Origin of the sequence: Methylobacterium gnaphalii, assembly GCF_007992215.1 — a bacterium.
GTDB classification, from domain to species: Bacteria; Pseudomonadota; Alphaproteobacteria; order Rhizobiales; family Beijerinckiaceae; genus Methylobacterium; species Methylobacterium gnaphalii.
Map to the genome: position 1 here is coordinate 170507 of NZ_BJZV01000002.1, position 14960 is coordinate 185466.

General features: G+C 67.7%; 18 protein-coding genes and 1 pseudogene. 8 read left to right on the top strand and 11 right to left on the bottom strand.

Annotated elements, in window-relative coordinates; translation table 11 throughout:
- Positions 1-6: 6 nt before the first annotated feature.
- The 3 genes from MGN01_RS02740 to pdxY all read right to left on the bottom strand — a co-directional run bounded on the left by MGN01_RS02740 (position 7) and on the right by pdxY (position 2599).
- A complete protein-coding gene (locus tag MGN01_RS02740) occupies positions 7-723 on the bottom strand; it encodes an NUDIX hydrolase (protein WP_147045040.1) in 717 nt (238 codons plus the stop codon).
- Positions 710-1636, bottom strand: a complete 927-nt coding sequence (locus tag MGN01_RS02745) for a PhzF family phenazine biosynthesis protein (RefSeq protein ID WP_147045273.1) — start codon at positions 1634-1636, stop codon at positions 710-712. Before MGN01_RS02745 ends, MGN01_RS02740 begins: the two co-directional genes overlap by 14 nt.
- Positions 1637-1747: 111 nt before the next feature.
- On the bottom strand, positions 1748-2599 hold the full coding sequence (gene pdxY / locus MGN01_RS02750) for a pyridoxal kinase PdxY (protein WP_147045041.1): 852 nt from the start codon (positions 2597-2599) through the stop codon (positions 1748-1750).
- 228 nt (positions 2600-2827) lie between these two features.
- Between pdxY and MGN01_RS02755 the strand changes: the two genes are divergently transcribed.
- From MGN01_RS02755 to MGN01_RS02770, 4 genes are all read left to right on the top strand, one after another.
- Positions 2828-3952: an acyltransferase family protein gene (locus tag MGN01_RS02755; protein ID WP_147045042.1), complete on the top strand. Its 1125-nt coding sequence runs from the start codon at positions 2828-2830 to the stop codon at positions 3950-3952.
- Between the two features lie 68 nt (positions 3953-4020).
- Positions 4021-4542 (top strand): DedA family protein, encoded by a 522-nt coding sequence (locus tag MGN01_RS02760; RefSeq protein ID WP_147045043.1) that lies wholly within the window; start codon positions 4021-4023, stop codon positions 4540-4542.
- A gap of 7 nt (positions 4543-4549) precedes the next feature.
- Entirely contained in the window at positions 4550-5341 is a 792-nt protein-coding gene (locus MGN01_RS02765) for a cobalamin-binding protein (protein ID WP_147045044.1), read from the top strand.
- A gap of 234 nt (positions 5342-5575) precedes the next feature.
- Positions 5576-6061, top strand: a complete 486-nt coding sequence (locus MGN01_RS02770) for an MmcB family DNA repair protein (protein ID WP_147045045.1) — start codon at positions 5576-5578, stop codon at positions 6059-6061.
- Between the two features lie 32 nt (positions 6062-6093).
- On the opposite strand, the gene MGN01_RS02775 is transcribed toward MGN01_RS02770, so the two are convergent.
- Positions 6094-7089 carry a glucokinase gene (locus tag MGN01_RS02775; RefSeq protein WP_147045046.1) on the bottom strand — a complete coding sequence of 332 codons (996 nt, stop codon included), beginning with the start codon at positions 7087-7089 and terminating at the stop codon, positions 6094-6096.
- Positions 7090-7169: 80 nt separating this feature from the next.
- Positions 7170-7925, bottom strand: coding sequence for a trehalose-phosphatase (otsB, locus tag MGN01_RS02780; RefSeq protein WP_147045047.1), 756 nt, complete (start codon positions 7923-7925; stop codon positions 7170-7172).
- Positions 7926-7985: 60 nt separating this feature from the next.
- Between otsB and MGN01_RS02785 the strand changes: the two are divergent.
- Positions 7986-8479, top strand: a pseudogene (locus MGN01_RS02785) (DUF427 domain-containing protein).
- A gap of 65 nt (positions 8480-8544) precedes the next feature.
- Here MGN01_RS02785 and MGN01_RS02790 read toward each other — a convergent pair.
- Both MGN01_RS02790 and MGN01_RS23385 read right to left on the bottom strand, forming a co-directional pair.
- The gene (locus MGN01_RS02790; protein ID WP_147045048.1) at positions 8545-8961 is read right to left on the bottom strand and encodes an FKBP-type peptidyl-prolyl cis-trans isomerase; all 417 of its coding nucleotides are present in this window, start codon (positions 8959-8961) and stop codon (positions 8545-8547) included.
- A gap of 99 nt (positions 8962-9060) precedes the next feature.
- Positions 9061-9213, bottom strand: coding sequence for a hypothetical protein (locus tag MGN01_RS23385; RefSeq protein WP_170245824.1), 153 nt, complete (start codon positions 9211-9213; stop codon positions 9061-9063).
- A 188-nt stretch (positions 9214-9401) separates the two neighbouring features.
- Here MGN01_RS23385 and tenA point away from each other — a divergent pair, with 188 nt between their 5' ends.
- Entirely contained in the window at positions 9402-10061 is a 660-nt protein-coding gene (gene tenA, locus MGN01_RS02795; RefSeq protein ID WP_147045049.1) for a thiaminase II, read from the top strand.
- Between the two features lie 64 nt (positions 10062-10125).
- Here the strand turns inward: tenA and MGN01_RS02800 are convergent, their stop codons facing one another.
- Positions 10126-10590 (bottom strand): hypothetical protein, encoded by a 465-nt coding sequence (locus MGN01_RS02800; RefSeq protein WP_238258004.1) that lies wholly within the window; start codon positions 10588-10590, stop codon positions 10126-10128.
- 176 nt (positions 10591-10766) lie between these two features.
- On the opposite strand from MGN01_RS02800, the gene MGN01_RS02805 reads away from it, so the two are divergent.
- Positions 10767-11582 carry an enoyl-CoA hydratase/isomerase family protein gene (locus tag MGN01_RS02805; RefSeq protein WP_147045050.1) on the top strand — a complete coding sequence of 272 codons (816 nt, stop codon included), beginning with the start codon at positions 10767-10769 and terminating at the stop codon, positions 11580-11582.
- Between the two features lie 42 nt (positions 11583-11624).
- Here MGN01_RS02805 and MGN01_RS02810 read toward each other — a convergent pair whose 3' ends face one another.
- From MGN01_RS02810 to MGN01_RS02820, 3 genes are all read right to left on the bottom strand, one after another.
- Positions 11625-12320 (bottom strand): GntR family transcriptional regulator, encoded by a 696-nt coding sequence (locus MGN01_RS02810; RefSeq protein WP_147045051.1) that lies wholly within the window; start codon positions 12318-12320, stop codon positions 11625-11627.
- Positions 12321-12542: 222 nt separating this feature from the next.
- The gene (locus MGN01_RS02815) at positions 12543-13178 is read right to left on the bottom strand and encodes a DUF4194 domain-containing protein (RefSeq protein WP_147045052.1); all 636 of its coding nucleotides are present in this window, start codon (positions 13176-13178) and stop codon (positions 12543-12545) included.
- Positions 13171-14553, bottom strand: coding sequence for a Wadjet anti-phage system protein JetA family protein (locus tag MGN01_RS02820; RefSeq protein ID WP_147045053.1), 1383 nt, complete (start codon positions 14551-14553; stop codon positions 13171-13173). Before MGN01_RS02820 ends, MGN01_RS02815 begins: the two co-directional genes overlap by 8 nt.
- 250 nt (positions 14554-14803) lie before the next feature.
- Between MGN01_RS02820 and MGN01_RS24365 the strand changes: the two genes are divergently transcribed.
- On the top strand, positions 14804-14932 hold the full coding sequence (locus MGN01_RS24365; protein ID WP_280178530.1) for a hypothetical protein: 129 nt from the start codon (positions 14804-14806) through the stop codon (positions 14930-14932).
- The last annotated feature ends 28 nt before the right edge of the window (positions 14933-14960 follow it).

The window sequence follows — 14960 nt, forward strand, 5'->3', positions numbered from 1 at the left end:
TCGCCGTCAGAACAGGGTTTCGAGGTAGGCGCGGACGTAGACGGGCATCCGCTCGGGATCGAGGTCCGAGAGCCTGCGCACGATCACCATCTGCGCGAGTTCCGGTTCATCGTCGTCCGCGTGATAGGCCGCGATCCGACGGACGAGGTCCTCTGCCGATGCATCGAAGTGGACCGGGCGAAGGAACGCCAGGAGATCCCCGACCCGCACGAGCACCCACGGCGCATCATGCGCGCCCTCGGGCAGCGTCAGGCCGGTCTCCTCCTCGAATTCCCGTGCCGCGCTGCCGGCGAGATCGACGATGCCGCCCTCGCGGATGTCGTCGCGGTCCGGCGTACCGCAGGCGAAATAGACCTGGCCGGCATTGGCCGTATGCGCCCCCATCTGCCCGAGCAGCACCGCGCCGTCGCTCGTGCACGGCACGATCGCCGAGAAGGCGTTGAGCACGCCCGTCTCGGGCGAATCCCAGTCGCGGGTGGCGATGAAGCGCGAGTAGCGCGTCTCGAAGAACGTGACCTCGCAGGTGTCGCCCGCGATCGCGCAGTCCAGGCTCAGCAGCACCGGGCCGTCGAACATGCCCGGCCGCTCGGCGACGCGGCGCTGCCAATGCCGATCGATCGCCTCCGCGTTGTCCCGCGCCCAGGCCCAGTCGTGCTCGGTGAGCCTGCCGGAGATGGTCGCGAGATGCGTGAGGCTGGCGCCGTGCGGCTTATCCTCGCGCAAGCAGCTTGCCCTCGCTCATCACGACGGCCGCGCCGCCGATCTCGACGGAGCGCAGGGTGCCTCCCTCGACCATCACCTGCAGCTCGATCTCGCTCGGTCGGCCCATGGCGCAGCCTTGTCGGATGAGGACGTCGTGCGTGCCGTTGCCGAGCTGCTCGAACTGCATCAGCACGCCGGCAAAGGCCGCCGCCGCCGAACCCGTCGCGGGATCCTCGGGGATGCCCTTGTGCGGCGCGAACATCCGCGCCTGGTAGCGCCGGCCAACGGGCGCGGGATCGGGTGTGTAGAGGTAGAGCGCGCCGGTCTTGCCCGACGCATGCGCGCGGTCGAACGAGGCGGTGTCGAGCTTCGCCCGGTCGAGGGCCTCGCGGCTTGCGATCGGCACGAAGGTGAAGGGCTCGCCCGTGCCGTGGCGGCTCGCCTTGTGCCGGAAATAGCCGATGTTCTCGGATTTGAGCCCGAGCATCCCGGCGAGCGTGCTCGCCTCCAGCCCCTCCCCGGCGAAGACCGGCAGGCTCGGAACCTTAAAGCGGGCGCGGCCCCTGCCCTTCCCGGTCTCGACGACGCAGGGAACGATGCCAATCGTCTCCTCCAGCCCGAAGGCGGTGGCGTCGGCGTGGTTCTCGGTCTTGTGCGCGGAGCGATCCCGCAGCGCGAGCAGCACGGCGGTGCCGATCGTCGGATGGCCGGCGAAGGGCAGTTCGCTCAGCGGCGTGAAGATGCGCAGGCGCGCCCGGTGGCGGGGCTGCTCGGGCGGTAGGACGAAGACCGTCTCCGACAGGTTGAACTCGCGCGCGATGGCCTGCATCGCCGCATCGTCGAGGCCTTCGGCGTCCAGGACCACGGCAAGCGGATTGCCCGCGAAGGGCTCCTCCGTGAAGACGTCGAGGGTGAAGAAGCGGCGCTGAGTCATACGGCTCATCTCGGTCTGCAGACCGCCAAGCGACAGAGATCAGGTAGGTCCGTCAAGGCCAAGATGCGGCGGCAGGCACCGAAGACAGTTCGGCGCCGCCTGCCCGATCGCTCACACCGCCTCGATCGGAAACGTCTTGGTCGGGCTCACGAACTCATCCTGTGCCTCGACCGTGAGAAGCTCCATCGATCCCGCCTCCGCCGTCTGCTTCAGCAGGCCGTGGATCGAGGCGGCGGCCATTCCGAGGGCCGTCGCGGCCGAGCCGCTGCGCAGGTAGTGGACGAGAAAGAGCGCGGCGACCGCGTCGCCGGCTCCACTGACCGCCTTGAGTTCGAGCCGTGGTGTGCGCACCCGCCAGAACTGCCCTCCCTCACCTGCCATCATGTCGATGGCGCCCTCGGGGGTGACGTCAGTGGTGACGGAGGTGACGAGCACCACACGTGGACCGAGCGCCTGGATGGCAGAGGCCGCCGCCTTGGCCTCGGCGAGGGTACCCGTCGGCTGCCCGGAGAGCAGGTTCAGCTCGAACTGGTTCGGCGTGACGATGTCGGCGGCGGGCACGGCGCGCTCGCGCATCAGCTCGGCGATGCCGGGGCGGACATAGACCCCCGAATAGGTGTCGCCGATCACTGGGTCGCAGCAATACAGCGCCTTCGGGTTGGCGGCGCGCACCTTGGCGACGGCATCGAGGATGGCCGTGCCGATATCGGGCGAGCCCATATAACCCGAGAGGACCGCATCGCACCCGCCAAGCACGCCGCGCTCCTCGATGCCCTGCACGACCTCCTCGATCGCCGGCCCATCGAACACACGCCCCCGCCAGGCGCCGTAGCCGGTATGATTGGAGAACTGCACCGTATGGACCGGCAGGACCTCCACGCCCATGCGCTGCATCGGGAACACCGCGGAGGCGTTGCCGACATGGCCGTAGGCGACGTGGGACTGGATGGAGAGGACCTTCATGGCGCTCCCGCCGATGAGCAAAGCCGCTGCCTGATAGCCGAGTTTGGCAAACGGCACACCCGACTGAGCGAGGCCCGCGCATCGTGATCGCCGGAATGTCCCGATCCCGGACAACCGCCGGCGACGCCATTAATCCTAAAACAACGAAGTCGTAGGCGCCGGCTGAAATCCGCGTACGGATCGTGAGTCAGAGCGAGCCCCTTCGTGGATCGCGGGAGGACGCCGACCGTGTCGACATCCGTGGTTGCGCCGTCCGCGGCATCGGACGCGAAGATCCTGATCCAGGTGCAGTGGCTGCGTGCCGTCGCGGCCATCATGGTCGTGTTCCACCACGCCAACTTCCACTGGAGCGGGCTGCGCGAGGCGCTCAACCTGCCGCCCGCCGACTTTCTCGGCCTGAACTGCTGGTGGTTCGGCATCTACCTGTTCTTCGTGATCTCCGGCTTCCTGATGGTGCGGGCGAGCCCGGATTTCGGGGTGCCGGGCGCGTCGCGGCGTTTCCTCGCGCGCCGGATCATCCGGATCGTGCCGCTCTACTGGCTGCTGACCACGGTCTCGGTGATCGCCCTGATCCTGGTCCCGTCGAGTCAGGTCATCGAGACGGGCACGCTCGCCTACATCGTGAAGTCCTACCTGTTCATCCCCACGCTGCGGGTGGCGGGCGACATGCGACCGATCCTCGGCCAGGGTTGGACCCTGAACTACGAGATGTTCTTCTATCTCTCCTTCGCCCTGGCGATGCTGCTTCCGCGCCGGCTCGGACTGCCCGCGCTGGCGGCGGCCTTCCTGGCGCTCGCCTGGATCGGCCGGGATGCGACGGTCGCGACGCCGATCTTCTACAGCGTCACCGACGGGCTGCTCATCGTGTTTCTGTTCGGCTGCGGGCTCGGCCTTGCGCATGAGAAGGGCCTGCGGCTGTCCTGGCCGATCGCGGCGGCGGCCATCGTCGCCGGCATTGCATGGCTGCTCGCCGATCTGCAGGGCTCCGCGCCCTGGGTCGCGGGCGTTCCGGCCCTGCTCGTCGTCGCCGGCACGGTGCTGCGCCCGCCGCCGCGCGAGACCCTTGCCGGTCGCTGGCTCGCGGCCGTCGGTGATGCCTCCTACAGCCTCTACCTGACCCATACTTTCGTGCTGCGTGGCGTCTTCCTGGTCTGGAAGCGGCTCTGGCTCAGCGCCGCCTCCGTCCCGTTCTTCATGCTCGTGTCGAGCCTCGCCGCGGTGCTCGTGAGCCTGCTGATCTACCGTTCTGTCGAGCGGCCGATGACGCGGACCTTGCTACGACGCTACCGCGCGATGGAAGCTGGAGGCCGTGTTCCCTCGGTCGCGGCGAGCCCCGAGCCGCGCATCGCCTGATCGCCGGTCCTTGCGGGCGGCGCCCAGTCCGGCCACATGCTTGGCTCCCTCACAAAAGACTGCCGAGCATGGATTTCGACGCTATCCGCCAATCCGTCCTCGGCTTTGTCGAGCTGCACAAGGCCTGGACGCCGCTGGTGGCCGGCGCGCTCGCCTTCTGCGAATCCCTCGCATTCCTGTCCATTCTCGTGCCGGCAACGGTGATCCTCGTGGGGATCGGCGCGCTGATCGGGGCGAGCGAAATCCCGTTCTGGCCGGTGGTGATCGCGGCTGCCGTCGGCGCGGCTCTCGGCGACTGGCTGTCCTACGAGTTCGGCCGCTACTTCAAGGAAGACGCCAAGGGCTTCTGGCCGATGAGCCGCTACCCGGAGCCGACCCGGCGCGCCGAGGACTTCCTGCGGCGCTGGGGTGCGGGGGCCGTAGCGATCGGCCGGTTCTTCGGGCCGGTGCGTGCGGTGATCCCGCTCATCGCCGGTATTTTCGACGTGAACCGCCTACCCTTCCAGGTGGCGAACGTGCTCTCGGCGGCGGTCTGGGCCTTCGTGCTGCTGGCGCCAGGGGCTGGGCTGCTCTCCTGGTTCCAGGGCTAGCCGCGCCATGCGGCGCTTTCCGCCCGAGCGCATCGTCTGCCTCACGGAGGAGACTGTCGAGACGCTCTACCTGCTCGGTGAGCAGGACCGCATTGTCGGCGTTTCCGGCTACGCGGTGCGGCCGCCGCAGGTGCGCCGGGAGAAGCCGCGCGTCTCGGCCTTCACCAGCGCGGACCTGCCGAAGATCGTGGCGCTCGAGCCGGACCTCGTTCTCGCCTTCTCCGACCTCCAGGCCGACATCGTCGCCGATCTCGCCCGCGCCGGCATCGCGGTGCATCTGTTCAACCAGCGGGACCTCGCCGGCTGCCTCGCGATGATCCGGACGCTGGGCGCGCTCGTGGGCGCCTCGGAGCGGGCCGAGGCCCTGGCGCAGGGCTATGAACGGGAACTGGCCGCCGCAGCCGAGGCGAGCCGCGGCCGGCCAAGACCCCGCGTCTATTTCGAGGAGTGGGACGAGCCGATGATCTCGGGCATCGGCTGGGTCAGCGACCTGATCCGCGCGGCCGGCGGCGATGATGTTTTTCCGGAACGCGCGCGGGCGCAGGGAGCCAAGGACCGGATCGTCACCTCGGAGCAGGTCATCGCTGCCGCGCCCGACGTGATCCTCGCCTCCTGGTGCGGCAAGAAGGTCAACATCGAGCGCATCCGGTCCCGGCCGGGCTGGGACGCGATCCCTGCCGTCGCGGCGGGGCGGATCCACGAGATCAAATCGCCGCTGATCCTGCAGCCGGGGCCGGCGGCGCTGACCGACGGGTTCGCGGCGATTCGGGCGGCTCTCGCGAGCTGGTCGGAAGCTTGAACACGCCGGGCGTGCGCGGATGGCGTCTCGAGCGCCCGCAGGACTTTGTCGACCTGGTCCGGCAGCGAAAAGCCGCCGCGCCGGGGTTTTCGAGCCAGTGGCTGTCGCGCCGGAGCGGTGGGCTCGACGGCGTCCGCGGCTGCGACCATTCGAACGGTGGCAGGTGACGGGGGATGACAAGGCGAGGCTGAGCTGATTCAGTCCCCGGGCCGCCTCCCCCCTGCTTCGCTGCCCATGTCCGCTGCCCTCGCCCACGTCGTCCTGCCGCCCGACCGCCGCCAGTCGGCGACGGCCCTGCACGTCCAGCGCGGCGTGCGCCGGCTGTTCGCCGGGATGGGCTGCGTCTCGCTGCCCGAGTTCTCGCTGGCGAATGGCCGCCGCGCCGACGTGATCGCCCTGTGCCCGGCCGGGCGGCTGACCATCGTCGAGATCAAGTCGAGCGTCGCGGATTTCCGGGCCGACCGGAAATGGCCGGATTATCGCGACTTCTGCGACCGCTTCCTGTTCGCGATTCCCGACACGGTGCCGGAGGGCCTGATCCCTGAAGAATGCGGCCTCATCGTCGCCGATGCCTTCGGCGCCGCGATTCTCCGCGAGCCGGCGGAGCATCCGCTCAGCGGAGCGCGGCGCAAGGCGGTGACGCTGCGGTTCGCGCATTACGCCGCGGGGTTGCTGCACACGCTGGCCGATCCGGGGGCGGTGCGCGACGGGGCGCTCTGACGCCGGACCTCGTCTGGGCGAGGCCTCGGCTCTCAACTTCCCCAGTTCTGGCCGTGATAGATGAACCGGTCGCCCTCGCTCGCCAACGCCGCGAGGCCGCCCAGCGCCGGGTCGTGCACGGTGATGACGCTGGTCGGGATGCCGCGCATCATCTGGGCAAAGGGCGGCTTGTGCTCGAAGCTCTGGCGGAAGCTGCCGGCCTTGAGTGCCGTCAGGATGCGCGGGGCGATGCCACCGCCGATATAGACGCCGCCCGTCGCCAGGAAGGTCAGCGCGAGGTCGCCGCAGACCCGGCCGAGATACTTGCCGAACAGTCGGATCGCCTCGGCCGCATACGGGTCCTCGCCGGAAAGCCCGGTCTCGGTGATCTGGGCCGGGTCGATCTGCGATCCGTCGCCACCGGCCCGCGCGCGCCTCACGGCGGCGTGGAGACGCGACAGGCCCGGGCCCGAGAGCAGGGCCTCGACCGTGACGCGGCCGTCCAGCCGTTCGATCCCCGGCCAGATCTCGAAATCCTCGTCGTCGACGGGACCGAAATCGGTGTGGCCGGCCTCCGTCGAGACGATGGCGAGGCGGTCCTCGTACGGCACCAGCGCGGCGGCGCCGAAGCCGGTGCCGGGGCCGAGCACGAGGCGGGCGCCGCGACCGGGATCTGTCGCTTCGCCGATCGGCGAGAGGTCCGTCGGCGCGATGCCGGCGGCACCGGCCGCGACGGGCACGTAGTCGTTGACCACGACGACTCGCGAGAGACCGAAATCCCGGCCGATGCGCTCGGCCTCGATCACCCAACTCGCGTTGGTGAGCTGCACCGAGGGGGCATCGACCCGGCCGGCGATGGCAAGCACCGCAGAGCGCGGCGTCGGATTGCCGCCCTTCTCCAGCGAGGCACGGATCGCCGCGCTGATGTCCGGGTGCCCCTTGGTCGGCTCGTGGGACAGCACGCGGGGCACGGCGCCACGCTCGTCGATCACGCCGAAGCGGGCATTGGTGCCGCCGATATCGCCGACGAGGACCGGAAATTCGAACATCGCGCGCCGTTGTCTCACCTGCCGTGCCGGCATGGGAAGGCTACCAGAGGCAGGGTTTACCGGTCGACAGGCTTGTCGCCTCAGGCGGGCGGAAGCGTGTCGGGATCGATCTTTGCGCCGTTTGCCCAGGCCGCGATGAGTGCGCGAACGTCGGCCGGGGCCGCGAGGCGGCGGCGGGCGATGGTCTCTTCGTCGCCAATACGGACGCTGACGCCGCCATCGGCATTGACGGACTCGAAGGCGAGTTCGTCGGTCTTGTCGTCGCCGAAAAAGATGGCGCGGCGCCCCGCATAGGGCGGGTGCTCCATGAAGGCACGGATGGCGTGACCCTTGGTGGCGTTGGCCGGCACAACCTCGCCCACCGCCTTGCCGAGCTGCAGCCGGTAGGCGGAGCCAAGCTCCGACGCGAGCGCCTTGACGATGCCCTGCGCGGTTTCGGTATCGGCCTCGTTGGCAAGGCGCCAATGCACGGCGACCGAGGCACCCTTGTCCTCGATCAGCACCTTGTCGAGTGCGGCGGTCTGCGCCTTCAGGCGCTCCACACCGGCGCGCAGTGCCGGGTGATCCTCGGGCCGGCCGCCGCTGAGCCGGCCCTCGACCCGGCGCTCGACGCCGTGGAGGCCGGCGATATCGAACCGCGACGGCGCCAGGAACTGGTCGATCACATCCACCGGCCGTCCGGTCACGATGGCCAGAGCGCCCCCGAGGCGGCTCTTCAGGCTCTCGAGGTTCGGAACCAGGGTCGGGTCGACCTGGACCGCGTCGGGCGTCGGCGCGAGTTCGGCGAGCGTGCCGTCGAAATCGAGGAAAACGGCAAAGGCGGCGGGCTCACTCACGCGGGGTCCTTTCGGAGACTCGTCAGGGCGCTAGCTTGGGCGGAGGCTTCGAAAGGCAATATGCCGATGCGCAGACCGGATCCGATCCCGCCGTCTCCCGGACAGGAAAGCGTCTGGAACTATCCCCGCCCTCCCCGGCTCGAACGTGTCGACCGGCGGCTGCGGGCGGTGTTTGCGGGCCAGACCATCGCGGACACCACCGCGGGCTGGCGCGTGCTCGAGACGAGCCACCCACCGACCTACTACTTCCCGCCGGATGCGGTCGCACCGGGCGTGCTCGGCGCGCGGGTATCTGCGAATGGAAGGGTCGCGCGGTGATCTTCGACGTCATGTTCGGCGTGTGCACGGCGCCCGGGGCTGCCTGGGCCTATCCCGACCCGACGCCAGGCTTCCGCGAGATCGCGGGAGCAGTGGCATTTTACGCCGGGCCGATGGAGGCCTGCCTCGTCGGCGAGGTGCGTGCCGAGCCTCAGCCCGGCAGCTTCTATGGCGGCTGGATCACACCCTACGTCGCCGGCCCGTTCAAGGGCGGGCCGGGGACGATGGGTTGGTGAAGCCCCGACCGTCATCCCGTCCCGCTGCGCGGCACCGGAATGACGGGTTTAATGGTGCGTAGGCCTTACTTCACGCCGAGCAGTTCGACGTCGAAGATCAGCGTCGCATTCGGAGGGATGACGCCGCCCGCACCGCGGGCGCCGTAGCCGAGCGCGGCCGGGATGAGCAGCGTGCGCTTGCCGCCGACCTTCATGCCGGCGACGCCCTCGTCCCAGCCGCGGATAACCTGGCCGCCGCCGAGCGAGAAGCCGAAGGGCTGGCCCCGGTCGCGCGACGAGTCGAACTTCTTGCCCTTCTTGCCGCCCTCATCGAGCCAGCCGGTGTAGTGCACGCTGACCTGCTGGCCGGATTTGGCTTCCGCACCGGTGCCGACGACCTCGTCGGTATAGGTGAGGCCCGAGGGCGTGGTGACGGGAGAGGCGGCGGACGCGGCTGCTGTCATGGCGAGGGCTATGGCTCCGGCGAAGAGGGTCGAGCGCATGGATCGGTGATGTCCTGGCTGCTGCTGAACGGCCCGCGAGTTAGCACGGTGCGCGCAGCGACCCAACCGCCGTGCGGTCGATCGCACGGGAGGAGCCTGTCAGAGATAGTGCCGGAAGACGACGTCCGAAGCCGCTGGCTGCGCGGTCGCTGCAGCCTCGCTGTCCTTCGCGGAGCGGCAGGGGCCGAGTGCAGAGGGGACCACCAATGCGAGAAGCGTCAACAGCCAGTGGAAAGACACCTTAGACGCCATCGGCAAACTCCTCGATCGTCTGGGCTCCCCCGGTGACTGCTTTTGCAAACAGTCTGGACTTGCCTCCCCTCTCTGAAACAGCGCGACCATTCGGGCTGTGCCGCCGCGCACATCGGGGTTAATGGCGGGCATCGGTCCTTGCGGGGCCGCACGACGACAGCCGCCGTCCGATCCTAAAGGAACTGCCCGTGTTCTCGACCGATGCCTGGATACGAAACGCTGCGATCTACGAGGCGACGCGTACGCACTCTTTCAACCGGCAGCTCGCCGCCGGCACGCTGCCGATGCCGGCATTCCGCCACTACATGATCCAGGATTCGCACTACCTCGTCGCCTTCGCACAGGCGCTTGCGGTGGCCGCGGCAAAGTCGGACGAGCCCGACCACATCGTGCAGTTCTGCGGCGCAGCCTCGGTGGCGATCGAGGTCGAGCGCTCGCTGCACACCGACTATTTCCGCCGCTTCGGCGTGAGCGATGCCGAGGTCGCTGCCACGCCGCCGACACCGGTGGCGCATCACTACCAATCGTTCCTGATCGCCAGCGGCTTTCGCGAGCCTCTCGCCGTACATCTCGCGGCGATGCTGCCCTGCTTCTGGATCTACCGGGAGATCGGCAACGACATCCATACGAGTGCGGCAGCGGACAATCCGTACCGATCCTGGATCGATACCTATGCCGGCGAGGATTTTTCGAACGCCGTCGACGCGATGATTGCCGTGACGGATGCGCGGGCGGCGCAGTCCGGCCCGAAGGAGCTTGCTGCCATGCATGCGAGCTTCACGAGGGCGTGCCAGCTCGAATGGATGTTCTGGGACTCCGCTTATCGCGAGGCGGACTGGCCGGTCTGAGGCCGGCACACCACCCCATCATTCCGGCTTCCGCTTTGCAGCGCCACAATGACGGGCCGTTGGGTCAGTACCGCGAACTCACCGCCGCCCGGAACTCTGCCGGGCAGCGTGCCTCGACACGGGGGCCGATCACCACGTCGCCCTGACGCGGCGTATTGACGGTGAGCGGCGCAGTATCCTCGACGCCGAGCGCAAAGCCGGGGCCGAGTTGCTCTTCGAAGAAGCCGTTACCGATCTCATAGTAGCAGCGGTCGATGATCGCCGAGTAGCTGAGCGAGGAGCGATAGACAGCATTCTCGGGGCCACCGCGGCCGCAAATGAGGGCGAAGTCGACTTTACCGGGCTGATTGAACCGGATTGATTGCGACCGGTGCGGCGGAACGGCGACCCAGGGGCCGCCGTCGCGGCTGACGAGGGCCGTGAGCGCCGACTTGTTCACGATTTTCCGGGCGCAGCCCGCTTCGGCCGGAACCGCCGCAAGCCCGGCGAGCAGCCCCGCTGCGATGAACCCGATCGTCGTCGCTCTCACGCGCGTCATCCTTAGGAAGTGCCGAAGTCCCACCGTAGACGGCGGTAGCACGAACACCGGAGTGCCGGAAGATCACAGGGCCACGCTCCCTGGCGCAGGGCCACAGGCTTGATCGCCACGGATCAACGCGCGACAGGGTTCGCAGCGACCCGTTCAACATCTGAGGTAGTCCTGCGATGAGCGTGCCCGACTCCGTTCCAGTCGACGAGCTGCTGTTCGAGACCGACGATGCCGGGATCGCCCGCATCACACTCAACCGGCCGCAGGCGCGCAACGCGCTCACTTTCGCGATGTACGAAGGATTGGTCGCCCTGTCTCAACGGATCGAGGAGGATCGTTCGGTCAAGGCCGTGATCATCACGGGGGCCGGCGAAAAGGCCTTCGCTGCCGGCACCGACATCGCCCAATTCCGAGGCTTCGAGAAACCGGAGGACGCGCTCGGCTACGAGCGCTTCATGGACCGTGTGCTCGGAACGCTCGAGCGCCTGCGCGTGCCGACCATCGCGGCGGTGGCCGGAGCCTGTACTGGGGGCGGTGCCGCCATTGCAGCGGCTTGCGACATGCGGATCGCGACGCGCGACGCCCGCTTCGGGTTTCCCATCGCGCGCACACTCGGCAACTGCCTGTCGCTGGGCAACCTGAAGCGACTATCGAGCCTGATCGGGCCGGCCCGCGTGAAGGACATCCTGTTCACCGCTCGCCTCATCGGTGCGGAGGAGGCGCTGTCAATCGGTCTCGTCAACGAGGTGGTTGAGGATGCCGCTGCCCTCGGACAGCGTGCGACGGAGCTGGCGAAGCTGCTGGCTGGCCATGCCCCCCTCACGCTCCAGGCAACGAAGGAAGGCCTGCGCCGGCTTGCTGAGGAGGACGCTGCTCAGGGCGAAGCCCGACCGGGCGACGACCTTATCCTGATGACCTATATGAGCCGCGATTTCCGTGAGGGCATGGAAGCCTTCCTCGGTAAGCGCCCCCCGAAATGGGAGGGTCGCTGAGCTGCGAGCCGATGCCCTCCCAAAAACAAAGGGATAGTGGCGTCACACGCCGTTGGCCGGCTCCGTGCCTTGATCGCCGTAACTCGCGACGATGACCGGCTTCTTACCGCGGATATGCTCGCGCATCCGCTTGGCCAGACCCTCGCTGTCGCGCGCGCGCAACCGATCCATCAGGCCCTCGTGTTCCTCGACAGCCATGGCCCATTGTTCGTCGGTTTGATGCGCCTTGTAGCGTGAGCGCTGCGTGCGGCCGCTGAGACTGCCATAGATCGATTGCAGCGTCGCATTGCGGCTCGCGCTCATGATCGCTTCGTGGATCTCACGGTTCAGACGAAAATATTCGACCTCGTCTCGCGCGTGCCAGGCTGCAATCATGCTGGCGTGCTTCTCCTCAATCGCGACGATTTCCTCCTGATCGATCGTTCGACAGGCGATGTCGCACGCTGTCGCCTCGAGCCCGGCGATCACCTCGATCATCTCCTCGATCTCAGCTTCCGAGATGCTGGCGACCCGGGCGCCCCGGTTCGGTAGGAGTTCCAGCAGCCCTTCCGTGGCAAGGATCTTGATGGCCTCGCGCAGGGGCGTGCGCGAGATCCCGAAGCGCTCGGTCAGCTCGCCCTCGTTGATGCGCGCCTTCGGCTCCAGTTCGCCCGTCTGGATGAGCTCGCGCATGCGCTCGGCCACCTCGTCGTGCAGGTAGCGCCGGTTGATGCCGATGCCGGCCTCGATCTTGGTCATTGGTCCATAAGATTTTGGCGGCTTTCCCGAAAAAGGCCAAGCCGTTCGACGCTAGGCTGAGCCGTGACGCATGTCGAGCGGACTACCCGTGATTGAATGCGGCGGCCACATCAAATGTCATGAGTGCGCGGTAGCCGGCAACTGGACTTATGGCTCTCTGGCGACGTTCCGTGACGAGTCCGCCGCTAGGTGACCATGCCTTCGGCCGCAGGTTTGGCCGGCTCACGTATCAGCGTCGCCTGCAGAGGCTGCCCAGGCCTGAACTTGGTCCATCCAGGCATCCGGCGAAAGGATGGCGATGCCCGGCAGAACCATCAGCGGTGTCACACGCTCCGGCCTGTCGCGTTCACCGAGTCTCACGGCTCCCTTCCTCGCGAAAAGCCGCAGAATCTCGGTGAGGCGGGTCTCCTCGGGGGGATCACTGCGGGCCGCAGTACGGATTGCCTCGGCAATATCGTCGGTGGTGCATTCCACCACGCCGTCAGTGGTGACGCGGTGGTCTCGCAGGCCTTCCTCGTAGGCGAGCCTGAGCGCGAGCAGGACGAGCGTCTCGTCCTTGCGCAGGCGTTCCGCGGGCGCATCGTGCCGTGCACCCTCTGGCGGCACGCGCAGAAAGACCATTTGATCGCGGTGCGAGACCTCGAACTCGTAACCGAGGCAGGCGAAGTAATCGCGGAAGAACGGCGCGTAGTGCCGTGCGAGCTCGTAGGAGCGGCCGATACCCGGGGTCTCGGCATAGATCACCTGGATCTTGAGCAGTGCCTGCAGGGCGCGGGTGAGGTCCTCCTCGCCAGGTGACCGCGTTCCAGCTGGCGGCGGCTCGTCTCCGTCGACGATGGCACGGAAGGGCTCAAGCATGAGGGGCTCGCTCGACGATGAAATCCGGGCAGTCGAGCCAGCCATTCACGATCCGGCCCTCCGCCCGCGACAGGCGATAGCGGCGCGAGAGCACGCCGTCGAACAGCACGTCGATCTCACGAAGTCGCTGGAACACCACGAAGGAATCGACATCCGCGATTGGGATGCCCGAGCCGCGGATCGATCCGCCATCCGCCAGGAATTGGCGTTCGAGGAAAGCCGCGATCGAGTCTGGCGTCACCGTCGTGCGCCGGCGGAAGGCGTCCTTGGCCTCGACGAAGGCGTCGATTGCTGGGTCGCTCGCGGCGTCCAGGAGCGGTTCGGTGACGATCGCGCGACGCTTGATTCGGGGAGCATAGAGATGCGGCGGGCCGATCGGCGCGCGCGTGAAAAGGATCGGCGGCGTCGGGGCCGTCGCAACATCAGCGACGGCTCCTACCGCCCGTAGCGTTGCCGCCGTCCGCTCGATCCGCGCGGAATCGCGGTTGCCCTCGTAGCGGAGTGCTGCCGCGATGCGCCGCTCCATCCGCGCGACAATATCGGCAACCACGTCGAGATGCCGATCGAGGCCCTCGAAGATCGTGAGGATGTCCGTGAGTTCACCACGCACGGTCCGCTCAGCAACCTCGACACTGGTCGCCCTGCCCTCACGCACAGCGCCCTCTGCCAAGGCGCGTACGGTTAGCGGGTCGCGCAGCGCTCGGCCGGCCTCGCGGACGATGCCGGAGCGAAACCGGAATGGATTGAACCGGGTGTGCAGCGTCCGGTAGTCGCTGACGAGGTAGCGACCCACGAACTCCTCGAAATATAGCCGGAAGGCCGATCTCAGATCGTCCTGTGCGAGGATGCGCTCCTCTATCTTACGCATGGCGCCTGCGAGACCGCGCAGATGGCCGAGGAAGTCGCGGGAGGCCTTGGCGGCATTGCTCAGCGCTTCTGAGCGTTCGCCCGGATTAGAGGTGGCGCTCTCCAGCGCGCTCAGCACGTCCAATACCGCTCCACCGTAAGACCGGGTCTCACCGCGATCGAGCCGGGCGAGATCGTCGAGGAGGAGGCGCGCCTGAGGATCGAGATCGACGACGGGCACGTAACGCTCGCGCCGCTCTACCAACCAGCCCGCATCCAGCAGCCGGCGATAGACCGCCGAGCGCCGCTCCACCGGATCGCTGGGCGTAGTGTCGTCGTCGGCGATCTCAGCCTGCGTCCAGTCGGCGCAGAAGTCTCCTATCGCCGTCAATAGCTCGCTCTTGCGCAGAGGCTCCATGATCTCACCGAACAGCCGCGTGTGCAGATGCAGCAGTAAGGCTGCATTGAAGGCGCGGCTCGGCGAGGCCAGCGGCTTGAACAGGTCGTCGGAGAGGTGGGTGAAGAGCATGGCTATACGGATGGAGGACAACCTGGCGTGCGGGCGCAGGTCAAGGATCCGCACGCCCGGCACGATGCGTTAGGGGCAGCGCCGGGCCGTTATACCCTGGTTCGCGGCTTTGACTGGCTCCGACGCGGTACACGGAGGCCCATGCGCGCACCTCTCGAAAGCTGCTGCTGCTGCGCAGTGCCAATGCGCTGATAGCGACGCTAACCGCGAATCGCGTCCTCTGCGCGATCACCACGAGTAACCGGCAGAAATGGCGAGCCGCAACCTCGCCGTTCTAGAAGTCGAACCTAAGATCGTGCCGGTGACTAACAGCAAACTCGATACCTACGCCAAGCCAAATCCCGACTTTTTTCTCGCTGTGACCAAGCAAATGGTTTAGCTGTTCGATCACAGCATGACCCTCAGCG

Excerpts from the sequence above, each read along its gene's own strand:
- MGN01_RS02745 (WP_147045273.1), bottom strand. The coding sequence starts at position 1,636 with ATGACTCAGCGCCGCTTCTTCACCCTCGACGTCTTCACGGAGGAGCCC.
- pdxY (WP_147045041.1), bottom strand. The coding sequence starts at position 2,599 with ATGAAGGTCCTCTCCATCCAGTCCCACGTCGCCTACGGCCATGTCGGC.
- MGN01_RS02760 (WP_147045043.1), top strand. The coding sequence starts at position 4,021 with ATGGATTTCGACGCTATCCGCCAATCCGTCCTCGGCTTTGTCGAGCTG.
- MGN01_RS02765 (WP_147045044.1), top strand. The coding sequence starts at position 4,550 with ATGCGGCGCTTTCCGCCCGAGCGCATCGTCTGCCTCACGGAGGAGACT.
- MGN01_RS02770 (WP_147045045.1), top strand. The coding sequence starts at position 5,576 with ATGTCCGCTGCCCTCGCCCACGTCGTCCTGCCGCCCGACCGCCGCCAG.
- MGN01_RS02775 (WP_147045046.1), bottom strand. The coding sequence starts at position 7,089 with ATGTTCGAATTTCCGGTCCTCGTCGGCGATATCGGCGGCACCAATGCC.
- MGN01_RS02790 (WP_147045048.1), bottom strand. The coding sequence starts at position 8,961 with ATGCGCTCGACCCTCTTCGCCGGAGCCATAGCCCTCGCCATGACAGCA.
- MGN01_RS23385 (WP_170245824.1), bottom strand. The coding sequence starts at position 9,213 with ATGGCGTCTAAGGTGTCTTTCCACTGGCTGTTGACGCTTCTCGCATTG.
- MGN01_RS02805 (WP_147045050.1), top strand. The coding sequence starts at position 10,767 with ATGAGCGTGCCCGACTCCGTTCCAGTCGACGAGCTGCTGTTCGAGACC.
- MGN01_RS02810 (WP_147045051.1), bottom strand. The coding sequence starts at position 12,320 with ATGACCAAGATCGAGGCCGGCATCGGCATCAACCGGCGCTACCTGCAC.
- MGN01_RS02815 (WP_147045052.1), bottom strand. The coding sequence starts at position 13,178 with ATGCTTGAGCCCTTCCGTGCCATCGTCGACGGAGACGAGCCGCCGCCA.
- MGN01_RS02820 (WP_147045053.1), bottom strand. The coding sequence starts at position 14,553 with ATGCTCTTCACCCACCTCTCCGACGACCTGTTCAAGCCGCTGGCCTCG.
- MGN01_RS24365 (WP_280178530.1), top strand. The coding sequence starts at position 14,804 with ATGGCGAGCCGCAACCTCGCCGTTCTAGAAGTCGAACCTAAGATCGTG.